Annotated in this window: 21 protein-coding genes and 3 pseudogenes; 7 read left to right on the forward strand and 17 right to left on the reverse strand. The window is 60.0% G+C overall.

What is annotated here, in order from left to right; translation table 11 throughout:
• Positions 1-79: 79 nt before the first annotated feature.
• Positions 80-393 (reverse strand): annotated as a pseudogene (locus tag BLR24_RS06695) (leucine zipper domain-containing protein).
• A gap of 476 nt (positions 394-869) precedes the next feature.
• On the opposite strand from BLR24_RS06695, the gene BLR24_RS06700 reads away from it, so the two are divergent.
• Together BLR24_RS06700 and BLR24_RS06705 are read left to right on the forward strand one after the other, a co-directional pair.
• Positions 870-2,447 (forward strand): hypothetical protein, encoded by a 1,578-nt coding sequence (locus tag BLR24_RS06700; protein WP_139188731.1) that lies wholly within the window; start codon positions 870-872, stop codon positions 2,445-2,447.
• Between the two features lie 38 nt (positions 2,448-2,485).
• Positions 2,486-2,680, forward strand: coding sequence for a hypothetical protein (locus tag BLR24_RS06705; protein WP_093014434.1), 195 nt, complete (start codon positions 2,486-2,488; stop codon positions 2,678-2,680).
• A gap of 362 nt (positions 2,681-3,042) precedes the next feature.
• Here BLR24_RS06705 and ribA read toward each other — a convergent pair whose 3' ends face one another.
• The 8 genes and pseudogenes from ribA to BLR24_RS06740 form a co-directional block, all read right to left on the reverse strand.
• Positions 3,043-4,131, reverse strand: a complete 1,089-nt coding sequence (gene ribA, locus BLR24_RS06710; RefSeq protein ID WP_093014437.1) for a GTP cyclohydrolase II — start codon at positions 4,129-4,131, stop codon at positions 3,043-3,045.
• A 167-nt stretch (positions 4,132-4,298) separates the two neighbouring features.
• The gene (locus BLR24_RS06715) at positions 4,299-5,765 is read right to left on the reverse strand and encodes a dihydroorotase (protein ID WP_175543201.1); all 1,467 of its coding nucleotides are present in this window, start codon (positions 5,763-5,765) and stop codon (positions 4,299-4,301) included.
• 35 nt (positions 5,766-5,800) lie between these two features.
• On the reverse strand, positions 5,801-6,400 hold the full coding sequence (locus BLR24_RS06720; protein ID WP_175543202.1) for a flavin reductase family protein: 600 nt from the start codon (positions 6,398-6,400) through the stop codon (positions 5,801-5,803).
• A 114-nt stretch (positions 6,401-6,514) separates the two neighbouring features.
• Positions 6,515-6,712, reverse strand: coding sequence for a hypothetical protein (locus tag BLR24_RS06725; protein WP_139188732.1), 198 nt, complete (start codon positions 6,710-6,712; stop codon positions 6,515-6,517).
• Positions 6,713-6,814: 102 nt separating this feature from the next.
• Positions 6,815-8,182 carry an amidohydrolase family protein gene (locus tag BLR24_RS06730; RefSeq protein ID WP_093014449.1) on the reverse strand — a complete coding sequence of 456 codons (1,368 nt, stop codon included), beginning with the start codon at positions 8,180-8,182 and terminating at the stop codon, positions 6,815-6,817.
• 148 nt (positions 8,183-8,330) lie between these two features.
• On the reverse strand, positions 8,331-9,326 hold the full coding sequence (locus BLR24_RS06735) for a tripartite tricarboxylate transporter substrate-binding protein (RefSeq protein ID WP_093014452.1): 996 nt from the start codon (positions 9,324-9,326) through the stop codon (positions 8,331-8,333).
• 98 nt (positions 9,327-9,424) lie between these two features.
• Positions 9,425-9,526 (reverse strand): annotated as a pseudogene (locus BLR24_RS30990) (ABC transporter ATP-binding protein); the annotation flags it as partial.
• 9 nt (positions 9,527-9,535) lie between these two features.
• Complete coding sequence (locus tag BLR24_RS06740; RefSeq protein ID WP_093014455.1) at positions 9,536-10,555, reverse strand: LLM class flavin-dependent oxidoreductase; 1,020 nt, start codon at positions 10,553-10,555, stop codon at positions 9,536-9,538.
• Between the two features lie 457 nt (positions 10,556-11,012).
• Here BLR24_RS06740 and BLR24_RS30870 point away from each other — a divergent pair.
• The 5 genes and pseudogenes from BLR24_RS30870 to BLR24_RS06765 all read left to right on the forward strand — a co-directional run.
• Positions 11,013-11,141 (forward strand): annotated as a pseudogene (locus tag BLR24_RS30870) (hypothetical protein); the annotation flags it as partial.
• Positions 11,131-12,789 carry a Re/Si-specific NAD(P)(+) transhydrogenase subunit alpha gene (locus tag BLR24_RS06750; protein ID WP_093014458.1) on the forward strand — a complete coding sequence of 553 codons (1,659 nt, stop codon included), beginning with the start codon at positions 11,131-11,133 and terminating at the stop codon, positions 12,787-12,789. The pseudogene BLR24_RS30870 and the gene BLR24_RS06750, both read left to right, overlap by 11 nt.
• 12 nt (positions 12,790-12,801) lie before the next feature.
• Positions 12,802-14,220 carry a Re/Si-specific NAD(P)(+) transhydrogenase subunit beta gene (gene pntB / locus BLR24_RS06755; RefSeq protein WP_093014461.1) on the forward strand — a complete coding sequence of 473 codons (1,419 nt, stop codon included), beginning with the start codon at positions 12,802-12,804 and terminating at the stop codon, positions 14,218-14,220.
• 285 nt (positions 14,221-14,505) lie between these two features.
• Entirely contained in the window at positions 14,506-15,567 is a 1,062-nt protein-coding gene (locus BLR24_RS06760; RefSeq protein WP_093014464.1) for an XdhC family protein, read from the forward strand.
• 112 nt (positions 15,568-15,679) lie between these two features.
• Positions 15,680-16,555 carry a DMT family transporter gene (locus tag BLR24_RS06765; RefSeq protein ID WP_093014467.1) on the forward strand — a complete coding sequence of 292 codons (876 nt, stop codon included), beginning with the start codon at positions 15,680-15,682 and terminating at the stop codon, positions 16,553-16,555.
• 430 nt (positions 16,556-16,985) lie between these two features.
• Here BLR24_RS06765 and BLR24_RS06770 read toward each other — a convergent pair whose 3' ends face one another.
• From BLR24_RS06770 to cofD, 8 genes are all read right to left on the reverse strand, one after another.
• Entirely contained in the window at positions 16,986-17,396 is a 411-nt protein-coding gene (locus BLR24_RS06770; RefSeq protein WP_093014470.1) for a nuclear transport factor 2 family protein, read from the reverse strand.
• A gap of 302 nt (positions 17,397-17,698) precedes the next feature.
• A complete protein-coding gene (locus BLR24_RS06775) occupies positions 17,699-17,992 on the reverse strand; it encodes a gamma-glutamyltransferase (protein WP_368086192.1) in 294 nt (97 codons plus the stop codon).
• Between the two features lie 30 nt (positions 17,993-18,022).
• The gene (locus tag BLR24_RS06780) at positions 18,023-18,772 is read right to left on the reverse strand and encodes a 2-amino-5-chloromuconate deaminase CnbZ (RefSeq protein WP_093014473.1); all 750 of its coding nucleotides are present in this window, start codon (positions 18,770-18,772) and stop codon (positions 18,023-18,025) included.
• A gap of 135 nt (positions 18,773-18,907) precedes the next feature.
• Entirely contained in the window at positions 18,908-20,014 is a 1,107-nt protein-coding gene (locus BLR24_RS06785; protein ID WP_175543203.1) for a pyridoxal phosphate-dependent aminotransferase, read from the reverse strand.
• Positions 20,015-20,255: 241 nt separating this feature from the next.
• Positions 20,256-20,924, reverse strand: a complete 669-nt coding sequence (gene npdG, locus BLR24_RS06790) for an NADPH-dependent F420 reductase (RefSeq protein WP_093014479.1) — start codon at positions 20,922-20,924, stop codon at positions 20,256-20,258.
• Positions 20,921-21,691, reverse strand: a complete 771-nt coding sequence (gene cofE, locus BLR24_RS06795) for a coenzyme F420-0:L-glutamate ligase (protein WP_093014482.1) — start codon at positions 21,689-21,691, stop codon at positions 20,921-20,923. The genes npdG and cofE overlap by 4 nt, the downstream gene beginning before the upstream one ends.
• Positions 21,692-21,698: 7 nt before the next feature.
• Positions 21,699-22,322: a 2-phospho-L-lactate guanylyltransferase gene (gene cofC / locus BLR24_RS06800; protein ID WP_139188733.1), complete on the reverse strand. Its 624-nt coding sequence runs from the start codon at positions 22,320-22,322 to the stop codon at positions 21,699-21,701.
• Positions 22,319-23,302, reverse strand: a complete 984-nt coding sequence (cofD, locus tag BLR24_RS06805; protein ID WP_093014488.1) for a 2-phospho-L-lactate transferase — start codon at positions 23,300-23,302, stop codon at positions 22,319-22,321. Before cofD ends, cofC begins: the two co-directional genes overlap by 4 nt.
• Positions 23,303-23,335: the final 33 nt, after the last annotated feature.

Here is a 23,335-nt window from a genome sequence, read left to right on the forward strand (position 1 = left end):
CCCGCAGATCAGTTTCATACCGTATTGCGCCGAGACCCTACTCCGTGAGACTTGTTTGAGAAGTCACCAAAGTCGGGCTCTAGATGTAGCTTCTCACGACGTTGTTCCCATCAAATCCGAGGCGAGAAGCCGGAGGGCGGAAGTAGCTGAGTGGGGCCGATGGAAGTTGTAGTGATGCATCCACGGGGCCAGCTCGCTGGCGCGGGCGTCCGAGGTTGGGGGCTTGCTGGGGCAACAGCGAGCGGGGCTGCGCTTCGGGCGTGAGCTGTGGTCGGCCAGTGCGCCAGCGCGGTGCAGCGCAAAGCGACGACGCCACTTGGCCGCCGTGCGGGTACTCAAGCCAGCGGCTGCAGCCGCTAGTTTGAGACCAATTGGATCAATTTCTCGAACCAGGTGGGCTCGACCTTAGGGCGTCATTGAGGCATTCTTGCGGATGTTCATCCGGGGAGTCCTGAAGGGTTTTGGAAGATGTCAGAACCTCTCCTTCACCTCGGGTGAACAACCTCTTGGGAAACTACATAGACCCTGTGGAATGTGCGCAGGCAGCTATCAATTCACGAGCTAGTGGTCTACCCTCTGACAGCACCGAAAATGCACAAAGCTGGATATAGCCACAGTATCATCGGCACCCAGCCCACGCTGGCACCCCATGTCGCCCGCCGCACGTCCAGTTCAACAGCACTCGCGCCCGCACGCGGGTGCGCAAGCGGGCGCCAAACCCCGGCTTTACAATCCGCGCCACCCCGAGCGAACCCTGCTGTACCGCACCATCGCCGAGCATTTCGAGCCTGGCTTGCGCTTACATCTGGCTGGATTGATTGTTAACACCCCCTAGAAGAACGCCGTTTGAAAGGGGCATGATAGTGTACGTGGACGTTACAAAAAAAGAGGTGGAGCTGCAGCTGCAACGCATTGTGAACAGCGATGTATTTTCAGCGTCGCCAAAGCTGCGAAAATTTCTTCAATACATAGTTGAGGAGACACTGCAAGGCAACGGGAGCCGGCTCAAGCAGTATTCAATAGCCACGAATGCATTCGGCTTGAATGAAAATTTTGATCCAGACACCAATCCGGCCGTTCGGCTAGACGCTGGCAGATTGCGCATTGCCCTTGAATCCTACTATAAAGCCGAGGGAGTTGAGGACACTATCCGAATATCCGTTCCCAAAGGGCGTTACATACCGATTTTTGAGAGAGTTGCGTCTAAACCGCAACTGGCATCTTCCAAGAACGTAGAGAGCCTCGGTCGTACAGGTATTTTTGAACCCAACCGCCTTTTGATCATGAAGCTCAAGGGGTCGAGCATCAATGGCGGGGTGCCTAACTTTTCTGAAGGAATGACCGAGCAGCTAATTGTCGAATTTTCGCGGTACCCCGACATCACGGTCTCCACGTCCTCAGATGAAGCCGAGGAGCAGCAGCTACAGAGCTCTGACACCGAATTGGATCTGCGCACCCGATTTGTTCTGTGCGGGAGTGTCACGTCCTCGATCTCGGCGATCAGAGTCACATTTCAGTTACATGATCGCATGTCGGGGACCGTCATTTGGGCCGATCGATTCGACGTTAAAGTCGGCTCGACTGATGTCTTGGGCGCTCAAGAGGAAATCGCAGGCCACATAGCGGGAATTATTGGGGACGACTTCGGCATATTATCCTATCGCATGAGTCTGGAGCTGGAAAGCCGAATCCATGAGCGATGGAGCGCACAGAATACCAACCTTTTTCATCGCCATATGGCGCGGACACTTACGGAGCATGCGTATCAGGTAGCCCGCAAGAATATAGAGATCGGCGTCAAAGAGCTCCCTAACAATCCTATGATATGGGCAGCACGTGCGCAGGCTGTATTCTATGGCAACGTCCTTGGTTATGACCGAGACGAGGACTGGTTAAATCTGGTCTATTATTGCGCGCAGCGTTCGCTTGAGCTGGACCGGAATAGCCATTATGCGCAGGTCGCGATAGCGCAGTTTCACCTTTATAATCGGGACTTCAAGGCGGTCATCGATATTTGTGATCGTTTGCTTGAAAAGAACCCCAGATCAGCCAGCAACCAATTGAGCACCGGCTTCTTTCGAGCTCTCGCCGGCGATTGGGACGAAGGATGCCAACTCCTCTCGAAGGCAATCAAGAGGCTTCATAATCCCCCGGGCTGGGCCTACAAGGCATTGTTCTTGAACTCCTATCGGCTGGGCCGCTACGAAGAGGCACTCAGCTTCATCAATCAGTATTTTGTGCCCGAGCATTTCACGCCGCCACTCCTAAGGGCGGTGGTGCTATTCAGACTTGGACGCTTGGATGAAGCAGAGAAGGCGGCAGATGATGTTCGCCGAATAAATCCTTCTCTGCGCGAGCATGTAGACACTTACTTCAGATATCTTTCGACTTCGGATGATTTGACCGACAATTTGCAAGACGCCCTGCGGCACCTTGATCTAATCTAGAGACCCATTAATTGGGTTAAGCCTTCCAGGCTGGCGTGATGCAATCCCCCGCACTGACGGGGGTGATGATGAACATCATTGACCGATTGCTGGCTGACCCTCGGCGCATCGTCGCGATACGCAATAAGCTTAACCTTGGCAAGTCGGTGCGATTCATGGATTGGCGCACCGGCCAAATGCGCACGGGCAAGATCGTTGCGATCAAACACGCACGACCCGGGCGCGGACAGTGATCGGGTTTAAAGTGAATCGCTCACCATCAACGTTCAACCGTCCCCACAATAGCCCAGCCGCGATGACTTCCGTCGCGGCGACAAGGTCTCGTTCACCGACAAGTATCTGCAGCACTAGGTGGGAACGTCTGTCCGGGCTGTGGACTTACACCACGTATTGGGACATGCCCGATGCGCAGGACAAGCCAAGCTCTGAACTGGGCGAGGATGTTTCGGGGATGTCGCGCAGCAGGGCACTTGCTTGCCCACTCCGAGACCAATGCCTATCGACAAGCCGGACTCTTGTTTAGGAGTGAGGGACGCCGGTTAGCAGGTCACATCAGACGGCGCTTTCCATCGCCCGGTCAGCAGACCGCCGCGCCTCATGCGAGATGCCCCGACTTGGCGGCCTTGGTTGCCAGATAGCCCGCGTTCTGCTCGGACAGGCCGACATGCAGCCGCACCCTCTCGTGCACGGTCAGGCCAACGGCCGCCATCATCGACAACTTGTTCGGGTTATTGGTCATCAGCCTCACCGCAGAAAAACCCATCTGCTTGAGAAGATCCGCGCCGATGCGGAAATCTCGCTCGTCATCCTCAAAGCCCAGCCGGTGATTGGCCTCCACCGTGTCGAAGCCCTGATCCTGCAGGGCATAGGCCCGCAGCTTGTTGGCAAGGCCGATGCCCCTGCCCTCCTGATTGAGATAGAGCAGCACACCCGCGCCCTCGGCCCCCATCTGCGCCAGCGCAGCACGCAGTTGCGGACCGCAGTCGCATTTCAGGCTGCCCAGCACGTCGCCGGTAAAACAGGCCGAGTGAAGCCGCGCCAGCACCGGCTGGCTGCGGTCGGGGCGGCCAATCTCGATGGCGTAATGCTCGGCCCCGCCATCCTCGGGCCGGAAGACATGCACCCGCCCGGCCTGTGAGGCGGCCAAAGGCACTGGGGCCGAGGCCACTGGGTATAGCGGCGAGCCGCGCAGTAGTTCCGGGGCCAGCTCTGCCAAGCTCAGATGCGTCAGCACGTTCAAGGCGGCCAGCGCCCGACCGTCCTGCACCGCCACCAGCAGCGCGGCAGGCAGCAACTGCGCCGACTTCGCCAGCGCAATGGCCGCGCGGTGCAGATCCGCCGGGCCGCCTCGCGACGACCGGAAGGGTCGCTTCATTGGCACCCACAGATCGATCACCGGGCTGGCGATCGCCCGTATCCAGTCAACCCCCGCCGCTTCGGGCACCTCAAGACGCGCCAGATCGCCGTCGTAAGCCCACGCTTGCAACGTCTCCGCCCGCCGCAGGGAGATTGCCAGCTCGGGCACCCCAAGCGACCGCAGGTCCGCCAGTCGCGCGGCCTCCAGTGCCTCCACCGCCACGACAAGCGCGGATCGCCCCGCCTCGGTCAGCACCACCGGCACCCCCATGCGCAGATCGCCCCGCGCACGGGCAATGCGTTCGACGGTGCTCGGGGCAAGTGGCATGGGCTGTCCTTTCGTTTTCGGGTCTTGCCGGAGTTGACGAGAATTGAAACATTTCCCCGCAATCGGACACGAGGCCTTGACGTATCCGCTGCACAGCTTGCCGGAACGGTGAGGCTCGCGCATGTCACCAAGCTACCAAAAGGCGTACTCCGCAGCACAGCCTAGGCTCAACGGGACGTCAAAACAGCCTGACTGACTTGTTCAGGGCGAAGGACTTCGCGCGACTGCGGCGCATCCGGTCTTACAAAGCAGCCAGTGCCGGGGGTGGCGATCACTTTTCCGTCCTCATACACTTTCTTGCCGCGCAGATAGGTGGCCGACACATAGCCATCCATTTCCATCCCCGCATAGGGCGTGAATTTGAACTTGGAACTCATCTGGGCAGGATCGATCGACCTTTTCTCGCGGCGGAACACTGTGACATCGGCAAGCGCGCCCGAGGAAATGCGCCCTCGGTTCGGATAGAGCCCGAAATGTCGGGCTGGGTTTTCCGCCGTGAGTTTGGCGATAAGCAGCGGATCAAGCGCCCCCCGCTGTGCCATTCCGGTGTACAGCAAGGCCAGCAGCGATTCCAACCCGGCAATTCCCGAGGCATTGGAGAAAAACGCAGGATTGCTCTTCCGTTCGACAGGCCAGGACACGTGATCGGTCGAAATAAAATCGATATCGCCCTTGAACAAGCTGCCCCACAGGGCTTCACGCTCTTCTTCCAGCCGGATCGAAGGATTGAGTTTCAGGAATGCGCCATGCTTCAGGACATCGTCGTTGTTGAAAACGAGGTAATGGACACAGGATTCGACAGTGACCTTGTTGCCTGCATCGCGGTAGTGCCGGGCGATGTCACAGCCCCGCGCCAGGGAAGAATGGACGATATGGCAACGCGCGTCAGTGCCCGAGGCCAGTTCCAGGATCTGCGCGTCCGCGACAAGCTCGCAAATGGGAGGTCGGCCCAGAAGTTGAGCTGCAGCAGTGTTGTTGCCGGCGGCCGTTTGCTTGCTTGTAAAATAGTCGACCAACTCCTGATCCTCGTTGTGGAAGCCAACGGGAAGATCGACTTTCTGGGCAGCGACGAAGGCCGCGTACATCTCCGCCGTCGAAAAGCGGGGAAACCGGACAGGATGGTACTCGTAAGTCGACAGCTTGATGCCCGCCGCGCCTGCCTTGGCGAACCCTTCTATCGCATCGGCCGCGTCGGCTTCCTTGGAGAGCGTCACATAAAGCGCGACGTCGACGCATGCCAGACGATTGACCTCGGCTATCTTGGACTCGAGCCGCGCAACGGTGTTGACAGGATCCGGGTTGTCGAATGGCATATCCACGACGACGGTGACACCTCCGGCCGCGGCCGCGCGTGTTGCGTCTTCAATTCCTGTGACGCCTTCGAAACTGCCGGCATGGATCTGGGCGTCGATCAGGCCCGGAAAGAGGTAGCTGTTTTCATAGCGCTCGACCGTTTTCGCGGCGGGAGGCTCACCGGAACCAACCGCCACGATCCTGTCGTCGCGGATGGCAATATAGCCCTCCCTCAGGACTTTGTCCGGTGTCACAACGTCACCAAGGATCAGTAAGTCAAATGGGGATTCGTCATTATTCGCGACAGCCATGTTGGTTCTTTCCATGTTGGTTCTTTCCATGATGGTTCTTTCCATGTTGACAGTTGAAGGTCGGATCAAACCTTGACGATATTTCCCAACTGACAATAGTTGCGCCCCGCGATCCGGCCGAGCGGCGCGAGCTCGCGGGGGTCAATCTTGTAATTCCGCACCAGGCCGGCCCGGGCGTGGACCTGCACGATTCGCCCGATTGTCATGTGGCTTTCCCCGAAGCGGATGATCTGGTGCAAGCGACACTCGAAATGCAGGTTCGACATCGCTACCCTGGGCGGTGCAACCTTGAGGGAGGGGATCAGGTCAAAACCGACTTCCTTCGCCTCGCTGACGTGAGGCGGATATTCCTCGGCGCAGTTCTGGACCTGAACCGCCATCGGTTCGGAAACGGAGTTGATGACGAACTCTTCCGTGCGACGGATATTCACCAAGGTATCCTTGACACGCTTCTGATCGGGGCCAACCGAGAAGCAGAGAAATCCTTCCTCGACCGAGGCGATCATGAAACTGCTGAAAGGCGCGAGGTTGACGTTACCCGCCTCGCCGATTGTCGATACAAGTGCGATCGGGCGTGGAATAATGGATGCCGACAGTAATTTGTAGCGAAGATCGAACGGCAAGCCGTCCAGGCTGATATTCTCGAATTCGTTTGTCGGAGCCATTAGGTTCATTCCAGTATCTGAGCAAGACCGCGTCGTAGCGCACCCGGGTTGCCTCCCCGACGGCCTCCAGGCCGATATGGCGTTTTCGTCGTCGTGCACGGTGCACTCCTTGGGTTACCTGAGTTCATTCGTGGCGACCTGCGCCGCGTTGGAACGTTCGCTTCGTGCAGGATGCAGCCTGCTTGTACGCTGCACAGGGTAGATGGTGGGTTGGCTCGCGATGATGGGCCGGCCCATTGCCATGGCTACATCGTTGGCGCGGCACTCGGCGCGGCGCTCATCGTCGAGGAGAGACTCGAGGCTCACGTACATGTCATTTTCCTGGCAAGTAGTTGACTGGTTCGACATCTGGCTGGGGCAAACCATCCGCTAGTCAGATGAATTGCCGACTTCCGGATCGGATTCGCGACTTGTTCAGACCTCCCTTAGCAGAAGGGCTGCGTCGACTTCGGTTTTCCAATCCTGCACGCGTTCGACAAGGTTTTGCGAATTTCCATTCACCAAAGCCCTATCCTTCACAATTTGGCGGCCGTGGACCCATGAGTTGTCGACGTGATTGACCGCACAAAGCAAGGCGGCCGCGATTGCATCATTGGCGCCAAGAAGTTCCGGCCGCGAAAGATTGATCGAGAACAAATCCGCGGCACGCCCAACCTCAATTGCGCCAATATCATCGCGCCTAAGAAGCGCCGCACTGCCCAATGTCGCAACCTCTAGCGCATTGCGAGGAGAAAAGAGCGGCGGAACCTCACCAGGAGCAATCCGCGCCAACAGCATTGCCAGTCTGGCCTCGGTCAGCAGGTTCGCCCCGTCATTCGAGGCCGCGCCGTCCACCCCGAGCCCAACCTTAACCCCCGCTTTCCTATACGTCCGGATCGGGGCATGACCCGCGCCGACACGCATGTTCGACGATGGACAGTGGCAAACGCCGCAGCCGGTCTGAACCAGAAGGCGCTGGTCGCTATCGCTGAGGTGGACCCCGTGGGCAATCCAACTCTTGCCTTCAAGGCAGCCGAAGCTATGCGCCGCTTCGACCGGACTGAGGCCAAATTTCTCGCGCGTGAAGACGGTCTCACCAGCTGTCTCGGCCAGATGCATGTGAAAGCCGACATCCATCGACCGCGCGAGGTCCGCAGACCGGCGCAGAAGATCCGGCGTCACCGACCTGATCGAGCTTGGCGCGACGAAGACCTGCAGATGAGACCCGCGCGACGGATCATGAAACTCTTCGATCGATTGGGCGCAGCGCGAAAGGGCAACCTCGCTGCTTTCCGCCAGTTCATCCGGTGCGAAGCCGCCGTCCTTGTTGGAGATATTCTGAAAGCCATGTCCCAGATGAAAGCGCAGCCCGACCGACCGCGCTGTATCGACCAGGTGTTTTGCGGTCAAGCCGTTGGGCCAGAGATAATTGTGGTCAGCGACGGTCGTGCACCCTGAAAGGGCCATCTCCGTCAGTCCGACTTCCACTGCCATCTGGACGATCGGGGGGCGCAAAAGCCTCCAACGCGGATAGAGTTTCCTCAGCCAGTCGACGAAGCCGGCATTGCATTGGCAGGCCCTGTCCAGCGTTTGGAACAGATGGTGATGGGCATTGATTAGCCCGGGGAGCACCATATGCCCACGAAGGTCGACGATCTCATCCGCCGTCTGCGGCAGTTGCTCGGTTTCGGCCACCTGCTGGATCCAGCCGTCCCGGATAAAGATACCAGCATTGCGAATTTCGCGGCGCTGTCCGTCCATTGTCGCCAACGTGTGGATGTTGCGCAGAAGCAAGGTCGGCATTCGGTAAGTCACCTTAACTTGGGGCCATCATGGGTTTCGACAGGCCGCTAATCGAAAATTCCCTGCTTCATGAACTGCGGTGTTTGTCATTGGTTTTCTTCATTGCCTTGACGAAGCGGACAGAGACTGTCCGCCCCGTCAGCGCCCATTAGGATTCGGCCGTAAAACCGACACGATGCACATACGGGCCCCAGCGATCGTGGTCAGCCTTCAGGACGCGTGCGAACTCCTCTGGGCTGGATGAGCCGACGACGTCAAAAGCCCACGGCAATCCAGCGTCAATCATGTCCTTCTGCAGGAGAGCAGCGCGCACGGCGGCGGACGCACGCTGTGCCACAGCTGCAGGAGTGCGCGGGGGCATGAAAACACCAGTCCACTCGCGCATGTTCAATTCAGGGAACCCCTGCTCTGTGTAGGTTGGCACATCCGGCGTGAAGCGGGAGCGCGTCGTACCAGTCACGGCGAGCAGACGCAATCGCCCGCTGCCGAGATATGGCAGGTAGTCGCCCATGGGGGATGAGAAGGCGGCAACCTGGCCGCCAAGCAGGTCTTGAATGCCGGGGGCCGAGCCGCGGTAAGGAATGTGCTTGAGCGGGATACCCGAAGTCTTTTCCATCAAGGCCGCAACCAGGTGGGGCATCGAACCGGCGGCCGGCGATCCATAGTTGGCCAACGCCGGATTCGCTTTGGCCCAATCGAGGAATTCGTGCAGCGTCTTGACCGAGGCTGGCACTTGCGGGCCGACTCCAAAGCCGTGGGAACCGTAATTCACCGTGCTAATGGGCATTACATCGTTGATGGTGTAAGGCAGCTTGGGGTACGTGTGGGGGTAAATGATCAGCATTCCCGCGGGCGTCAGCAGCATGACGGATCCGTCTGCAACACTGTCACGTAAAGCAGTGACTGCAATTTGCCCGCCGGCGCCGGACTTGTTTTCAACGAAGGCGTTGGCGGCGTATGTGCCTTGAAGCTTGCTAGCGAGTCTGCGCGCAAACCCATCGCTCGTTCCGCCCGGTGGAAAGCCCACAATGATGCGCAAGGTCTCCACAACTGGAGCCTGCGCCCTCGATACCGCGGGGACGCCAAGATGGGCAGAAATCCCAGCGACGCCGATTGATTTTAGAAGCTGTCTACGTGTAGTCATGGCGATTTCTGGCGATGGATAAGAGAGTGAATGCACTAAATGTTTCGGACTGCTAACTAGCTGCCAGGGCGGACTGGTGGCCCATCAGAGAACGGCCGCGTGTCCGCTGGAAAAACCGCTTCGCGCAGGTCGTGCGTCACGAGAACGCAACTGAATTTCTTCTGCAGCCACAGCTGCTGAGTTACGCCCCACAATTCTTCCCATATGTATCACCAGGTCCCGGGAGCCATGGCGCGAACCATTTCGTCGTAGTTCTCGCTCAGAGGCAGGAACACCGGATAGGAAATGCCCGCATCTCTCCACTCATTGACGCGGTCCTTGACCTGAGTCGAGGTGCCGGAAAGCGTCATCTTGCGAACGGTTTCGACGGGCACCAGCTTCATGGCGTCTTCGATGCCGTTCTTGCGCGCCGGCCAGCCACCCATCACTTCGGTGATGCGTGCGATCAGCTCCGGCTCCAGTCCGCTGGCAAGGCCGATATGCGGCTGCTGGCCGAGATACTTGGTCACCAGATAGTGCGCTGCGTAGTGCGCGGAATCTGGATCGGAGTTCGAAATGGCGATGTTGAGGAGCTGCGGACGCTCATAGTTGTTGAAGTCCCGACCGGCCTTCTCCGCGCCATCCTTCAGGTTCTTCACCATCCGACCGGTGTACTCCGGCGACAGCAGACCGTTCAGGATTGCGCCATCGGCAACCTCGCCTGCCAGCTCCGTCATGACGGGACCAGTCGGGCCCACGTAGATCTTGACGTTCTTGGGTTCGCGCGTCGAACCATGACCCAGGTCCAGGCTGATATCGCGCACCTTGACGAATTCACCTTCAAAGGTGATGTTTTCTTCCAGATTCAGCAAACGGCGGAGCACCTCAACATACTCACGCATTTGCGAAACCGGCTTACGGCGGTCGATGCCCTGTTTCCAAGCCAGCGGGTCCCAATAAGCCCCCAATCCGCAGATGACGCGGCCAGGAGCCATCTCATCGAGTGTTGCCAGGGTCATCGCCATCAGTGCAGGGCCGCGGGTCCACGAGTTGACGATGCCGGTGGCGAGCTGAATGCGGCTCGTGACTGCGGCAAACGCACCAAGGACGCTAAAGGCATCTCTCGCCAGGCGGGTTTCCGTCACCCACGCAGACGTGTAGTCAAGCTTCTCCATCGTTTGGACAAGTTCAATCTGCTCAACTGTAGATGGCCGATCAAGGAAGCAGAATCCGATCCGTTCGTCTCTCATGTGAAGTTCCTTTGTCACGTAAGGTTTATTAAAACTGTTCGCCTAAACGAAACACCGGGGCACATCCTTGACCCACAGCCAGGTGAATTTCTTCAAGCTGGTGCGGTGCCTGAGCATGTGACCGGATGCCTGGCTGCAGATTAGCGCTAGCTACACCCGCAGATCAGTTTCATACCGTATTGCGCCGATACCCTACTCCGTGAGACTTGTTTGAGAAGTGACCAAAGTGCACGCTAGCCTGCACGCCGCAGGGCCTCAGGCCGCCGCAGGGCCTCAGGCTCATCGACGCGGTCGATGGATGACCTGAGCCATGCCGAACTCGAACGCCTGGTCGGCCTGCCGATCCTCTTCTCTGACACCCGGAGCACCTCATGACCAAACAAGCCTCATCTGCGACGCGATCCGCACGCCCTTCGGCCGCCACGGCGGCGCCTCCTCCTCCATTCGTGTCGACGACCTCGGCGCCTCCGGCGCCCGGCTGGCCACCACCGCCGTCAACCAGTTGCACCGTAGCGGCGGCCGCTACGCGCTCTGCACCATGTGCATCGGCGTGGGACAAGGCATCGCGGTCACGCATGCACATTGAAACGACACACGAGCCCGCGGCTGGAACCAACGGGGCTATTGAAGGGGAAGCAGCACGCAAGCCTGCGGTGATCGGCGTTCCGCGCGAGATTTTCCCTGGCGAAAAAAGGGTGGCAACCGTGCCCGAGGTGGTGGAAAAACTCATCAAGCTGGGCTTCTCGGTGGTGCTCCAGAGCGGCGCCGGCGATGCCGCCCATTGCAGTGATGACAGCTACCGCGCGGCCGGCGCGCACATCGTCGCCGACGCCGCCACGCTGTGGGCCAGCTCCGACATCGTGTTCAAGGTTTGCGCGCCCACCCCGGAGGAAGTCGCCCTCATGAAGGCCGGCGGCACCTTGATCAGCTTCATCTGGCCGGCGCAAAAGCCCGAGTTGATGCAGCAGCTCGCCGAGCGCAAGGTGACCGTGCTGGCCATCGACTCGCTGCCGCGCACGCTCTCGCGCGCCCAGAAGATGGACGCGCTGACCTCGCAGGCCGGCGTGGCCGGCTACCGCGCCGTGATCGAGGCCGCCAACGCCTTCGGCCGCTTCTTCAATGGCCAGATCACGGCCGCGGGCAAGGTGCCGCCGGCCAAGGTTTTCATCGCCGGCGCCGGCGTCGCCGGCCTGGCCGCGATCGGCACCGCCGCCGGCCTGGGCGCCATCGTGCGCGCCAACGACACCCGCGCCGAAGTGGCCGACCAGGTCGTGTCCCTGGGTGGCGAATTCGTCAAGGTCGATTACGAGGAGGAAGGCTCGGGCGGCGGCGGCTACGCCAAGGTCATGAGCGAGGGCTTCCAGCAGGCCCAGCGCGAGATGTACGCCAAGCAGGCGCGGGAGGTGGACATCATCATCACCACCGCGCTCATCCCCGGCAAGCCCGCGCCCCGGCTGATCACCGCCGAGATGGTCAAGAGCATGAAGCCGGGCAGCGTCATTGTCGACATGGCGGCTGAGCGCGGCGGCAACTGCGAGCTGACCGAGCCCGGTCAGTCGGTGGTCAAGCACGGCGTCACCATCGTTGGTTACACCGACCTGGTGAGCCGCCTGGCCAAGCAGTCGTCCACGCTCTACGCCACCAACCTGTTCCGCCTGAGCGAGGAACTCTGCAAGACCAAGGACGGCATCATCAACGTCAACATGGAAGACGACGCGATTCGTGGCCTGACCGTCATCAAGGAGGGCAGCATCAGCTGGCCGCCGCCCCCGCCCAAGCAGGCGGCCGCGCCGGCCCAGACCAAGCCCGCCGCCGCGCCAGTGGCGGTCAAGAAGGCCCACGGTCACGGTGCCCCGAGCGAACCCATGGCCGGCAACAAGCTGGCCATTCTGTTCGGCGTGTCCGCCGCCCTGTTCTGGTTTGTCGGCGCCAACGCGCCCGCGGCCTTCCTGGCCCATTTCACCGTCTTCGTGCTGGCCTGCTTTGTGGGCTACATGGTGGTGTGGAACGTCAAGCCGGCCCTGCACACGCCGCTGATGAGCGTGACCAATGCCATCAGCAGCATCATCGCCATCGGCGCCCTGGTGCAGATCGCGCCACCGATCGCCGGGGCCGCGAATCGGCCCGATGACTGGATTCGCTGGCTGGCGGCGGCCGGCATTGTGCTCACCGCCATCAATATGTTCGGCGGCTTTGCCGTGACCCAGCGCATGCTGGCCATGTTCCGCAAATAAGAGAGACCACTGATGTCCGCAAGTCTGTCCACGGTCTCCTATATCGGAGCCACCATTCTTTTCATCCTGAGCCTGGGCGGCCTGTCCAACCAGGAAACTTCGCGCCGCGGCAATCTCTACGGCATGATAGGCATGGCGATTGCCGTGCTGGCCACCGTGTTCGGCCCGCAGGTCACGGCCGCCGGCATTCCCTGGATTCTCGGCGCCATGCTGGTGGGCGCCGCCATCGGTCTGTACGCGGCGCGCACCGTGCAAATGACGCAAATGCCCGAGCTGGTGGCGCTGATGCACAGCATGGTCGGCCTGGCCGCCATGCTGGTCGGCTTTGCCACCTTCATCGACCCGGAAGCGTCCAAGGAATTCACCGGCGCGGCCAAGGCGATTCACGAGATGGAGATCTACATCGGCATCCTGATCGGCGCCATCACCTTCTCGGGCTCCATCATCGCCTTTGGCAAGCTGTCCGCGCGCATCGGCGGCAACCCCATGCTGCTGCCGGGGCGCCACTGGATGAACCTGGCCGGCCTGCTGGTGGTGATCTGGTTCGGGCGCGAGTTCCTCAACGCCCACTCCATCGACGAGGCCATGACGCCGCTGATCGTGATGACGGCGATTGCGCTGCTGTTTGGCGTGCACATGGTGATGGCCATTGGCGGCGCCGACATGCCGGTGGTGGTGTCCATGCTCAACAGTTACTCGGGCTGGGCGGCCGCGGCCACCGGCTTCATGTTGTCCAATGACCTGCTGATCGTGATCGGCGCGCTGGTGGGCTCCAGCGGCGCCATCCTGTCCTACATCATGTGCAACGCCATGAACCGCAGCTTCATCAGCGTGATTGCCGGCGGCTTTGGCACCACCAGTGTCAAGCCCAAGGCCAGCGGGGACGCGGCGCAACCGGCCGGAGAAGTGATCCCGGTGAACGCGCTGGAGACGGCCGAGATGCTGCGCGAGGCCAAGAGCGTGATCATCGTGCCGGGCTACGGCATGGCGGTGGCGCAGGCCCAGCACACGGTGTTCGAGATCACCAAGCTGCTGCGCGACAAAGGCGTCAAGGTGCGCTTTGGCATCCACCCGGTGGCCGGGCGCATGCCCGGCCACATGAACGTGCTGCTGGCCGAGGCCAAGGTGCCTTACGACATCGTGTTCGAGATGGACGAGCTCAACGAGGACTTCCCCGACACCGACGTGGCCATGGTGATTGGCGCCAACGACATCGTCAACCCAGCCGCGCAGGACGACCCGACCAGCCCGATTGCCGGCATGCCGGTGCTCGAAGTCTGGAAGGCCAAGCACTCCATCGTCATGAAGCGCAGCATGGCCTCGGGCTACGCCGGTGTGGACAACCCGCTGTTCTACAAGGACAACAACCGCATGCTGTTTGGCGACGCCAAGAAGATGCTCGACGAGGTGATGGTCGCGCTGGAGGCTTGAGGCGATGAGATCAATGGCAGAGGCGCGGCATTGACCAGGGCCATCACGCGCGTCGCCAGACCAATGCTGAACTTCGAGTCCTTTCGATCGGCCAAGAATGTCCTGACATGACTCATGCACATGATTCGCAAAGGCCATTCTGCAAGGCTGCAACGAACTGTCTTTTGCCGACCAGTTTATGCGTTGGCAGGAAAAATCCATCGCAGTTGAGTAGCTGGCGCATCCGTTCCTACCCCTGACATGTTTATCAATTGGAACGCGACAGAAGCCCCTATTACAGTAACTATGGAAAATCTCGACGTGAAGGTGCTTCGGACCCTGCATGGATGGCGCCGATCCGGTAAGCGAGCACTATTGGCAACGGTCGTGCGAACCTGGGGCTCGTCGCCGCGCCCGGTAGGCTCGATCATGGCGTTGTGCGAAGACGGCGCCGTGGTCGGCTCCATCTCGGGCGGGTGTATTGAAGATGATCTGATACACCGCTTTACGACGGCCAATGCTGGAAAAGATGAAATTCGTTCGCTCCCGTTGGGTCCTCCGATTTTCATAAGGTACGGGGTAACTGCCGAAGAGGCACACCGTTTTGGCCTGCCTTGCGGCGGCACACTAGAGTTGCTTTTGGAGTACGACCCGGACGCCATCAGCTTGGGCGAATTGGTTCAGGGACTGGAACAGGGGCAGCTAATGCGCCGAACTGTGCGGCTGTCCGATGGCACTGTTACCTTGGACGCGTCGCCTGGAACACCGTATGTAAACGCGACAGAAGTAGTAAACACCTTCGGCCCTGAGTACCGCATGCTGCTAATTGGCGCGGGTCAGCTAACCGAGTATCTGGCCACAATGGGGCTGTTCAGCGGCTTCGCTGTAACAGTCTGCGATCCTAGGGAGCAATACCGAGGTGGTTGGAATGTGCCGGGCGCTCAGATGCTGACCGGCATGCCTGACGATGTGGTCATGGCTTTCAAGCCTGACCGCCGTAGCTGTATTGTGGCCCTTACTCACGATCCCAAACTTGACGACTTGGCTTTGCTGGAGGCGCTCAATTCCAAAGCGTTCTACATTGGCGCCATCGGCAGCAGACGTAACAACGCTGCCCGGCGGCAACGGATGATTGACCACTTCGCGGAGACCGAAGAGTCATTAGCTCGGCTGCGCGGACCGATCGGTCTTTATATAGGGAGCAAGACCCCGGCTGAGATCGCGGTTAGCGTGATGGCTGAGATTCTTGCGGTAAAGAATGAAGTAATTCTTCCGCAAGAAATGGACGTGGCTCGGGCTAAAGACGGGGGAGCGCCAAGGAGTTCCGATGTCGTGGGTGACCATAATGACGGTGGTGTTGCCGAATGAGGCTGTTCGCCCCAAATTTTGCTGGCGCCTACTTGTTTTGAAGAACCTAAACTCTTATGCGTTGATCGCCTTCTCTGGCTAATCTTCCGCTGAGTTCCGAAGCACCCCAACCTTGCGCAAAGCAATCCCCCTCGTCCTCGTCCTCACGCTGGTGTGGGGCACCATGTGGCCACTGTTCACCATCGGCGTGCGTGAGGTCTCCGTGTGGACTTTTCGTACCGTATGCCTGGTCGGCTCCGGATTGGCGCTGCTGGCGATCGCGCGCGCCCGTGGCGAATCGTTGCGCATTGCGCGAGCCCATTGGGGCACTCTGGTTGCCGCCTCGCTGACCTACCTCGTGGTCTGGAACATCACCAGCACCTATGCGGCGATATTGATACCGTCAGGGCAAGCCGCCATCCTCGGCTTCACGATGCCGCTGTGGGCGGCCTTGATGGCTTGGGCATTCGTGGGACAGCGCCCGACCGGCCGCGTGTTGCTGGCATTGGCGATCGGGGGGCTGGGCGTCGCGCTGCTCATCGTCAACGGAATCGATGCCTACGCGAAGGCGCCGCTCGGCTTTTCCATGGGGCTGCTCGCGGGCCTTGGCTGGGCGGCGGGCACCGTCATCCTCAAGCGCTGTCCCGTGCCCGGCTCGCCGCTGGTGCTCACAGGCTGGCAGCTGCTGGTCGCCGCAGTGCCTCTCACGATCGGCGCATTTGCCTTCGCGGAAGGTCCGTGGTTCGTGCCTTCGACGACAACTCTCGTGGTCATCGCGTACATCACGCTCGTGCCGATGGCAGTGGGCAACGCGGCGTGGTTTGCAATCGTCGGCTTGTTGCCTGGCAACGTAGCGGGCCTGTCATCGGTCATGGTGCCTGTCGTGGCGATGGTGTCCGGCGCGATCATTCACCACGAGCCGCTGGGGCCCGTGCAGTGGGCGTCGATGGTGTGCTGCGCCGCGGGACTCGCGCTGGCACTGATCAAGCCGGCCGAGGCCAGGCGCTGACGCAGTTCAGACGCCCACCGCACCCGCATCCCGAACACATACGATTACATCGACAGCACCCCGTGAACGATGCCGCCGGGGAGCACCGTTGCGGGAACAGGTAACGAGGCAGCACCCAGCGATCAACAAGGGCAGGAAATGTTCGGCGGTCGGATGCGACCGGGCCGCATGCGGCGCTTTCTCGAGCGGCCGGATCAACCTGGCCACATCGCCCGCCTCGACGCCCTGGCGAATTCACGATGTGAATTCCTGCACGTACCCGGCTGGGACCTCCTCGCTCTGGCGGAACTCGTACAGGTTGTGCGTGAGGCTGCCCGAACCGATGACCAGCACGCCCTCCTCGCCCCAACTGAAATGAAGCCATGTCCAAAGATATCAGCACCCAACCCGATGTTGTCCATCGGTTCGGCTCTCGGTGAGTGGCGCCAAATCAGATCGGTCGTTCTAGCGAGATCTCGGTCGGAGTTGTCTGGAAGGCAATCTGCTGCCAGCGCCCGTCTTCCTGAACCCACACCTGCATGACCCGGGAGTCGATTCGCATACGGTCTCCTGTGTCCTTGCGCTCCAATTCGAGCAATTGGCGCCCTGTCATCAGCGCCGAATCCCCGAGGATCCGAACGTGCAGATCGTCAAAGCGTTCGACGCGAAGGTACCGGGCGCTGAATCCGCCAGTCGCCATGTAGCTCTCGTACGTGTCGACCTGTCCCATTGCATGGATATGAAGGAGATCCCGGTGAAGTAGATCTCGGAACCTTCCCCGATCAGCAGCGACCATCGCAGAGCAGCGCTCGCGCTCAAGAGCGATCAGATTGGCAGCGGAGGCAACCTCAGAGCAATTCATGTTCAATTCCTTAAGAAGACAGTTACGCGGCAACCACCGTCAGGCCATGGCGGTCTCTCGACGCGACCGATCCCTGGACGCCTATGGCCAGACCGCTGCCAGTGCGCAGGCGAGGCAGAGAAGATGACAATGAGGACCGGGCGCACGTTTCGCTCGTCGCTATGATTCGCGGGTTGCTTCTTGTCATGGCTGAATGCGTTTGGACGCCGGGGCCAGGAGCTCGGACCAACTCCACCGTCCGCCCAATTCCGTGCGGCTGATTTCGAGCGCCTTACCGAACGTATCGACATTCCCTGCAGTGGTCAGCATTGAAGCAGGACCGCGAGTCGGAATCGCTCCATGCGCTCCGGTGGGGCCATTGGCGCTTGGCCAATGCCGGACAAAGTCCGGACCTTCCCAGTCCTGTCGCGAATGATCATGAACGCATCGCCACCGAAACCGGAGAAATGCGGATACGTGACACTGAGGCCGGCCCCTTTGGCAATCGCCACTTCGATCGCGCTGCCTTTCGACTTCAATACCTCCAGGCCAATGCTGGTCGCCAGGGAGTGTGGGCTCGTGACCATTCCATGCTTCGACTGTGCGAGGGTTCGCATCGAAGGGTGTCCGCTCTCGGGGGGGCAAGGTCAGAGAACCAGCTCGCGACTTACGGCGCGCACATCAACCTCGAATTCCATGCCTTGTACGGGTGGATAGCTGGGAAACAGCGTAAGACCGACGTTCGTAAGCCCACTCTCAGCAAACACCGACGAAACGACAGCCTCGACCGGATGTACCGTGTAGATCTGTGAAGCAGTGATCGACGACCATTCAGCACCCAACTGCAAGACTCTCTCGCGGAGTGCTTGCATGATGTACGCCGCCTTGCTCTTCAGGCCATCAGAGGAGACGTCGGCGCCACCAAAAATCCCGTCGGGCTCGCTCTCGATGTTTTCCGGCTTGCCCGAGATGAAAAAGTCGACTGGCCGAACCTCGTGTTTTCGCTCGACCGGGGCGGTGTATGTAAACGCAAACACGGAAGGCTCTATTGGAGGGCTGTACAGCGGGGCGAGGTTGCTGCGACCGATGGGATAGGGCGGCTGCCCTGAAAACCCACACGAGGCCAGAAGCTCAATGTATTTCCTGTTGAACTGATCGAAGTCTGAACGCGCAAGGGCCGCGGGCGAACGCAGTTCACACGCAGCTAACGCTGCCAGGGGCCTGCCCCTTTGTTGGAGGAAGGCAGCGATCTTCCGGAAACCCGCTTCCAGTGGTTGCGGCCGCAAAAACCGGACGCGATGCAGCTCGCTGCCTGCAAGAGCAGCGACGCCGTTTGAGAAATAGCCACCCGGGATGAATCGAAAATTCCCAAGCTCATGGATCGCCGCGGTATTCATCGAAGCCTCATTAAGACAAATGGCACTTACTTAAGGCCCATGACGCTGAAGTCACGGGGCCAGCCCTCATGACACATGACCAAGGTGTTCAGGCTGACCTACATGAGCCCTTGCGTTTGCAAAGGCCGCTGCAGGTCAAGCCAGGATCTCACGCAACTCGCTGAGGAACCTGTCGTTGTTCTCTCGGGAACTGACCGTAATCCGCAGCGAACCACGCTGATTTGGCCAGGGCATCGCTTGTATCAGAATGCCGCCCTGTTTCAGCTTCTCCACGATGTCCTGGGCGGAAACCTGCGTTGCTGTGGGAAGACCCGCAGCAAGAAAATTCGCCTGACTGGGAAAGACCTCAAAGCCAAGCGCAAGCAGTCCGTCGCCAAGCCGGTTGCGTTCGCCAATGGTTTTGTCCAGCGTCGCCTCAAGGTGAGCCTTATCGGCATAGGCCTCGGTCGCGGCTGCGAGGGCGACCCGGTTCACATTGAAGTTCGGGCGAAGCTGCATGAGGCCCAACTGTATCTCGGTACCGCTGCTGATCGCGTAGCCGACACGAAGCCCAGCCAGACAATAGGCCTTGGAAAACGAGCGTGTCACAGCCCAGGGGCCAACTCGGCTTGAGAGCAGTGCAAGAACATCAGGCCCACCACCATGGGCCGAAAACTCATAATAGGCTTCATCGATTACCAGGAGGCAATTCTCGGGAACCTCCTCAATCGCGCGGAGGATGTCGGCCTGCCCGAGCGTGCCGCCGGTGGGATTGTTGGGGGTGCAGAGATAGAACAGGCGGGTCTTGGCGGTGATAGCCCCCAACATCGCCGGCACATCATTCACGCCATCCGACCGCAGGGGAACGCTGACCAGCTTACCGGCCGCGATCTGCACACCCTTCGGACAGGTGGGAAAGGTTGGGGTGGGAACCACCGCCTCATCGCCCGGCTCGATCGAAAGCATTGCCAGCGCAACCAGCAACTCACCACTGCCATTGCCGAAGCTGATCCGATTGGTCGGTATACCCGTCTGGCGGGAGACAGCCGCAGCGAGAGAGCTGCAGCCGTGGTCGGGATAGGAGTTGAAACTGCCAAGCGTCGCAACAGCCGCGTGAATGGCTTTGGGCGAGGGTGGAAAAGGCGATTCGTTCAGGTTCATGCGAACATTAGACCCATCGACTTCGAAACCACGGTCAGCAATCACCGGCGGTTGAGGGAAAACAATTTCCCGAACTTTTTTGATAGGGAAGAGGTGTTTCATCGTGTCCATTTCGGCAGTATCAACGGTGTAGTTTGGTGTGCAATGCGGGTCTATATCGGCCGACTGCCTACCTATTCAAGCATTTACGGCAACCAGGTCGCGATGCCTGGGAAAGCAATCAGCAAGATCAGGAGTGCTATCTCGATCGCAACGAAAGGCCAGACCGAATTGATCGCTTGCGCAAGCGTTATGCCATTCTGTTTGCGCCTCGGCATCGCCGCCCGATCCCCGATCTGCGGCGTCAGTGGCTTGGCGCCCAGATCTTGATCCCGGCGTGCGAAAAGGGCACCGCCTTCGAGATGTTGATCCGGATGAGGATCGGCGTGATTGCCTCAATGCAGCGCGCACTCTGGGCGGGGCCGGCATTGTAGGAGGTCACACCGAGCTTGTTGCACAGCTCCATAACCTTCATCCGGGCCGTAAGATCGTCGCCGCAGACCAGCACGTCACAGTTGATGTCCCAGTCCAGCGTATTCAGCGTTGTGGCCGATACGTTGTGCAAAGCGCCGATCACCGGAATTTCCGGCCCGAGCAGGGCCTGAGCGGCCTCGGTTGCCGAGCCTTCCGGCGGCATGCTCACAAGTTTGGGATCGTTCGCGGACAAGGGCACGACAATGTCGACGAGGATCTTGCCCTTCAGTCCAGCCTTGATGGCCTCAAGCGTCACATTGTGCGCGCTGAAGGGAACCGCCAGGATCACGATCTCGTCCGCCTTTGCGACGGCGGCATCGTTGTTGACGCCGACGATCTGCGCACCGGCACCAGCCAGACGCTGGTTGAGTTCTGCGGCGATCTCAGCGCCACGCACCCCGTCGCGCGATCCCAAGGCAACAGGAATACCCGCACGCGCGAAGCGCAGTGCCAGACCCTGGCCTTGCGGGCCGGTTCCACCGATAATCGCTATAGTCATTTGAACATATCCTCTGATTGATTTCTTAAAAGGTCGCCTGCGCAACCTGGTTTCTCATGCCAGTGCAATCCGCGGATCATCACCAGTGGCGTCCGCGACGCTTTGCCAATGACGAGACCCGAAGCAGCCGCAATTTCATCCCCGAAGGCGGGTTCGGTAACGGAAAGTTCGCGGCCATGCGCATCCAGATTTCCGATTTCGGTCCTCAGAGCGGGCAGACCGGCGGCACCGATCGCGACGTTGACCTGACCCAAACGCCAGGGCCGACCAAAGGTGTCGCTGATGACGAGGCCGAAGGCACAGGCAAACCGCGCTTGCAGTGATTGGTGCAGGCGGCGGGCGCACGCATCCGGATCGCGCGGCAACAGCAGAACGCGATTCTCGCCGCCAACATTCGACCTATCCACGCCAGCATTGGCCGAGATGTGGCCACTGACATGCTCGCAGATCAGCGTGCCCTCCTTCTGGCTCGGGTGCCAGAAATGTTTGACCACCCGGCTACTCTGGCGAAGCACGACTTCGACATAGCGGGCGTCTTTGCCCAACTGATCTGCCAGCTCCTTCGCTTCAGCCGACGGGGCCACCTCGTCCAGATCGACGAAAAGCCCCTCAGCCTTGGAAACGACCTTCTGCGCCACGACAAGGATATCGTTCTGCGCTATGCCGCCTGCGTGGCTGTGGATCGCATCGCCGAGGATGCGCGCAAGGTCGTCGCCGGAGGTGATATCCGGAACCCCTGGGATGGAGAAAATCGAGACTGCGGTCATGTTGTTTTCAACTGTGTTTGTCGCGCGACGCGATCTGTGAAAACTCTTGCAGATGTTCGGCTGAATCCAGATCGAACCTTATGTTGCTGTCGCGAAGGATGTGGCAGACCAGCCCGTTGCGCATCGCCTCCAGCCGATGGGCGCGAAACGATCCTTCGCCGTATTGGAACTTCATGGCGTCAGGCGGCGAAACCATCAGGCAGTTGGTTCCGCCATCTACCGATTCACAAAGTGCCACATGCCCGCGTGGCAAGACCAGGTTCTGCAAATAAACCAGATCTGCGGACGACAACAGGGGCAGGTCCATCGGCAGAATCGCCATCCGCTCGAAGCCGTTCGCGGCGGCCCAGCTTGCGGCCTTCCTTGCGGCTTCATTGATGCCTTCGGCACGGTCCTCAACCAGAGTGTTGAAGCCACGCGCCTTGCAAATGGCCTCGACCTGCCTGCTTTCCGTGATCACCAGAACGGCCGAGTCATCGGCGGCATTGGCAACCACGTCGAGCGTCCTTTCGAACATCGCCAAAGCGAACTCCCGCCGCGAACGGTCATCCAGAACCATGGAGAGCCGCGACTTGGAAATCGACGGGTCCTTCATGGGAATCGCGAAGAGAAGAGGCTTGACCTGGCTCACGGCACCACCCCACAGGCCTCGGCAGACAGCGCCGTGGCCAAGACGGTACGCGCCAAGGCCACCTTGTCTTCCAACGAGGTCATGACAATATTGCAGGCGACGGCACACAGGCCGGCCGACTTCACATCGCCGCAGAATGCCCGATCAGAAGTATCAATCAGCAGCGTGTCGGCAATCCCGGCATAGCGCCGCGCGACGGCACCGACCGTGGCCTCGAACCCCAGGGATACCATCATCCTGTCCGCCGGACCTTTGATCGCCTTTCCGTTGACGAAGGGGCACACGGCGATCCTCGCGGCTTTGGCACCGGCAATCGCCGTCCGCATCCCGGCAATGGAGAGGATCGGCTCTATCGAGACCAACGGATTGCTCGGCGCGATCACGATGACATCGGCATTTGCGATCGCGTCCAAAGCTGCCGGATTCGGGGCCGCCACATCGAGTCCCTGGTAGGACAGCTCCAGCACCTCAGGAGCGCAATGTTCGCGGACGAAATATTCCTGGAAACTCAGCCAGCCCGCTTCCGTTTTTACGCGGGTTTGCACGACATCCTCGGTTGACAGAACAATCCGGCAGCAAGCGCCGAAAGCCCGAGAAATATCGTCGGCGATGGCCTGGCGCGCGTGACCCTTGCGCAAGCGGCTGCTGCGATAGATATGCAGGCCAAGATCGCGGTCGCCGAGCGTCATCCAGGTTTCTTCGCCCAATTCCTTCAACACCGAAAGCCCGCGCAGCGCCTCGTCCGCAACCCCCCATCCCTGCTGTCGATTGATCCGGCCACTCAGGCTATAAGTGAGCGTGTCGATATCGGGCGATACCCACAATCCGTGGAACTCATCATCGTCCGCGACATTTCCTATGACGGTCAGGTCGACATTCTCGAGGCCCGCGAGCCCCTCCGCCATCTTGGCACCACCAACGCCCCCGGCCAGCAGGACAACGGATCTGTTCGTTGATGATTTCGACAAAGAATCTGACATCGCTTAGCAACCAATCCTGCAATTTCAGTCAAG

This window comes from Variovorax sp. OV700 (assembly GCF_900099805.1).
GTDB lineage: Bacteria > Pseudomonadota > Gammaproteobacteria > Burkholderiales > Burkholderiaceae_C > Variovorax.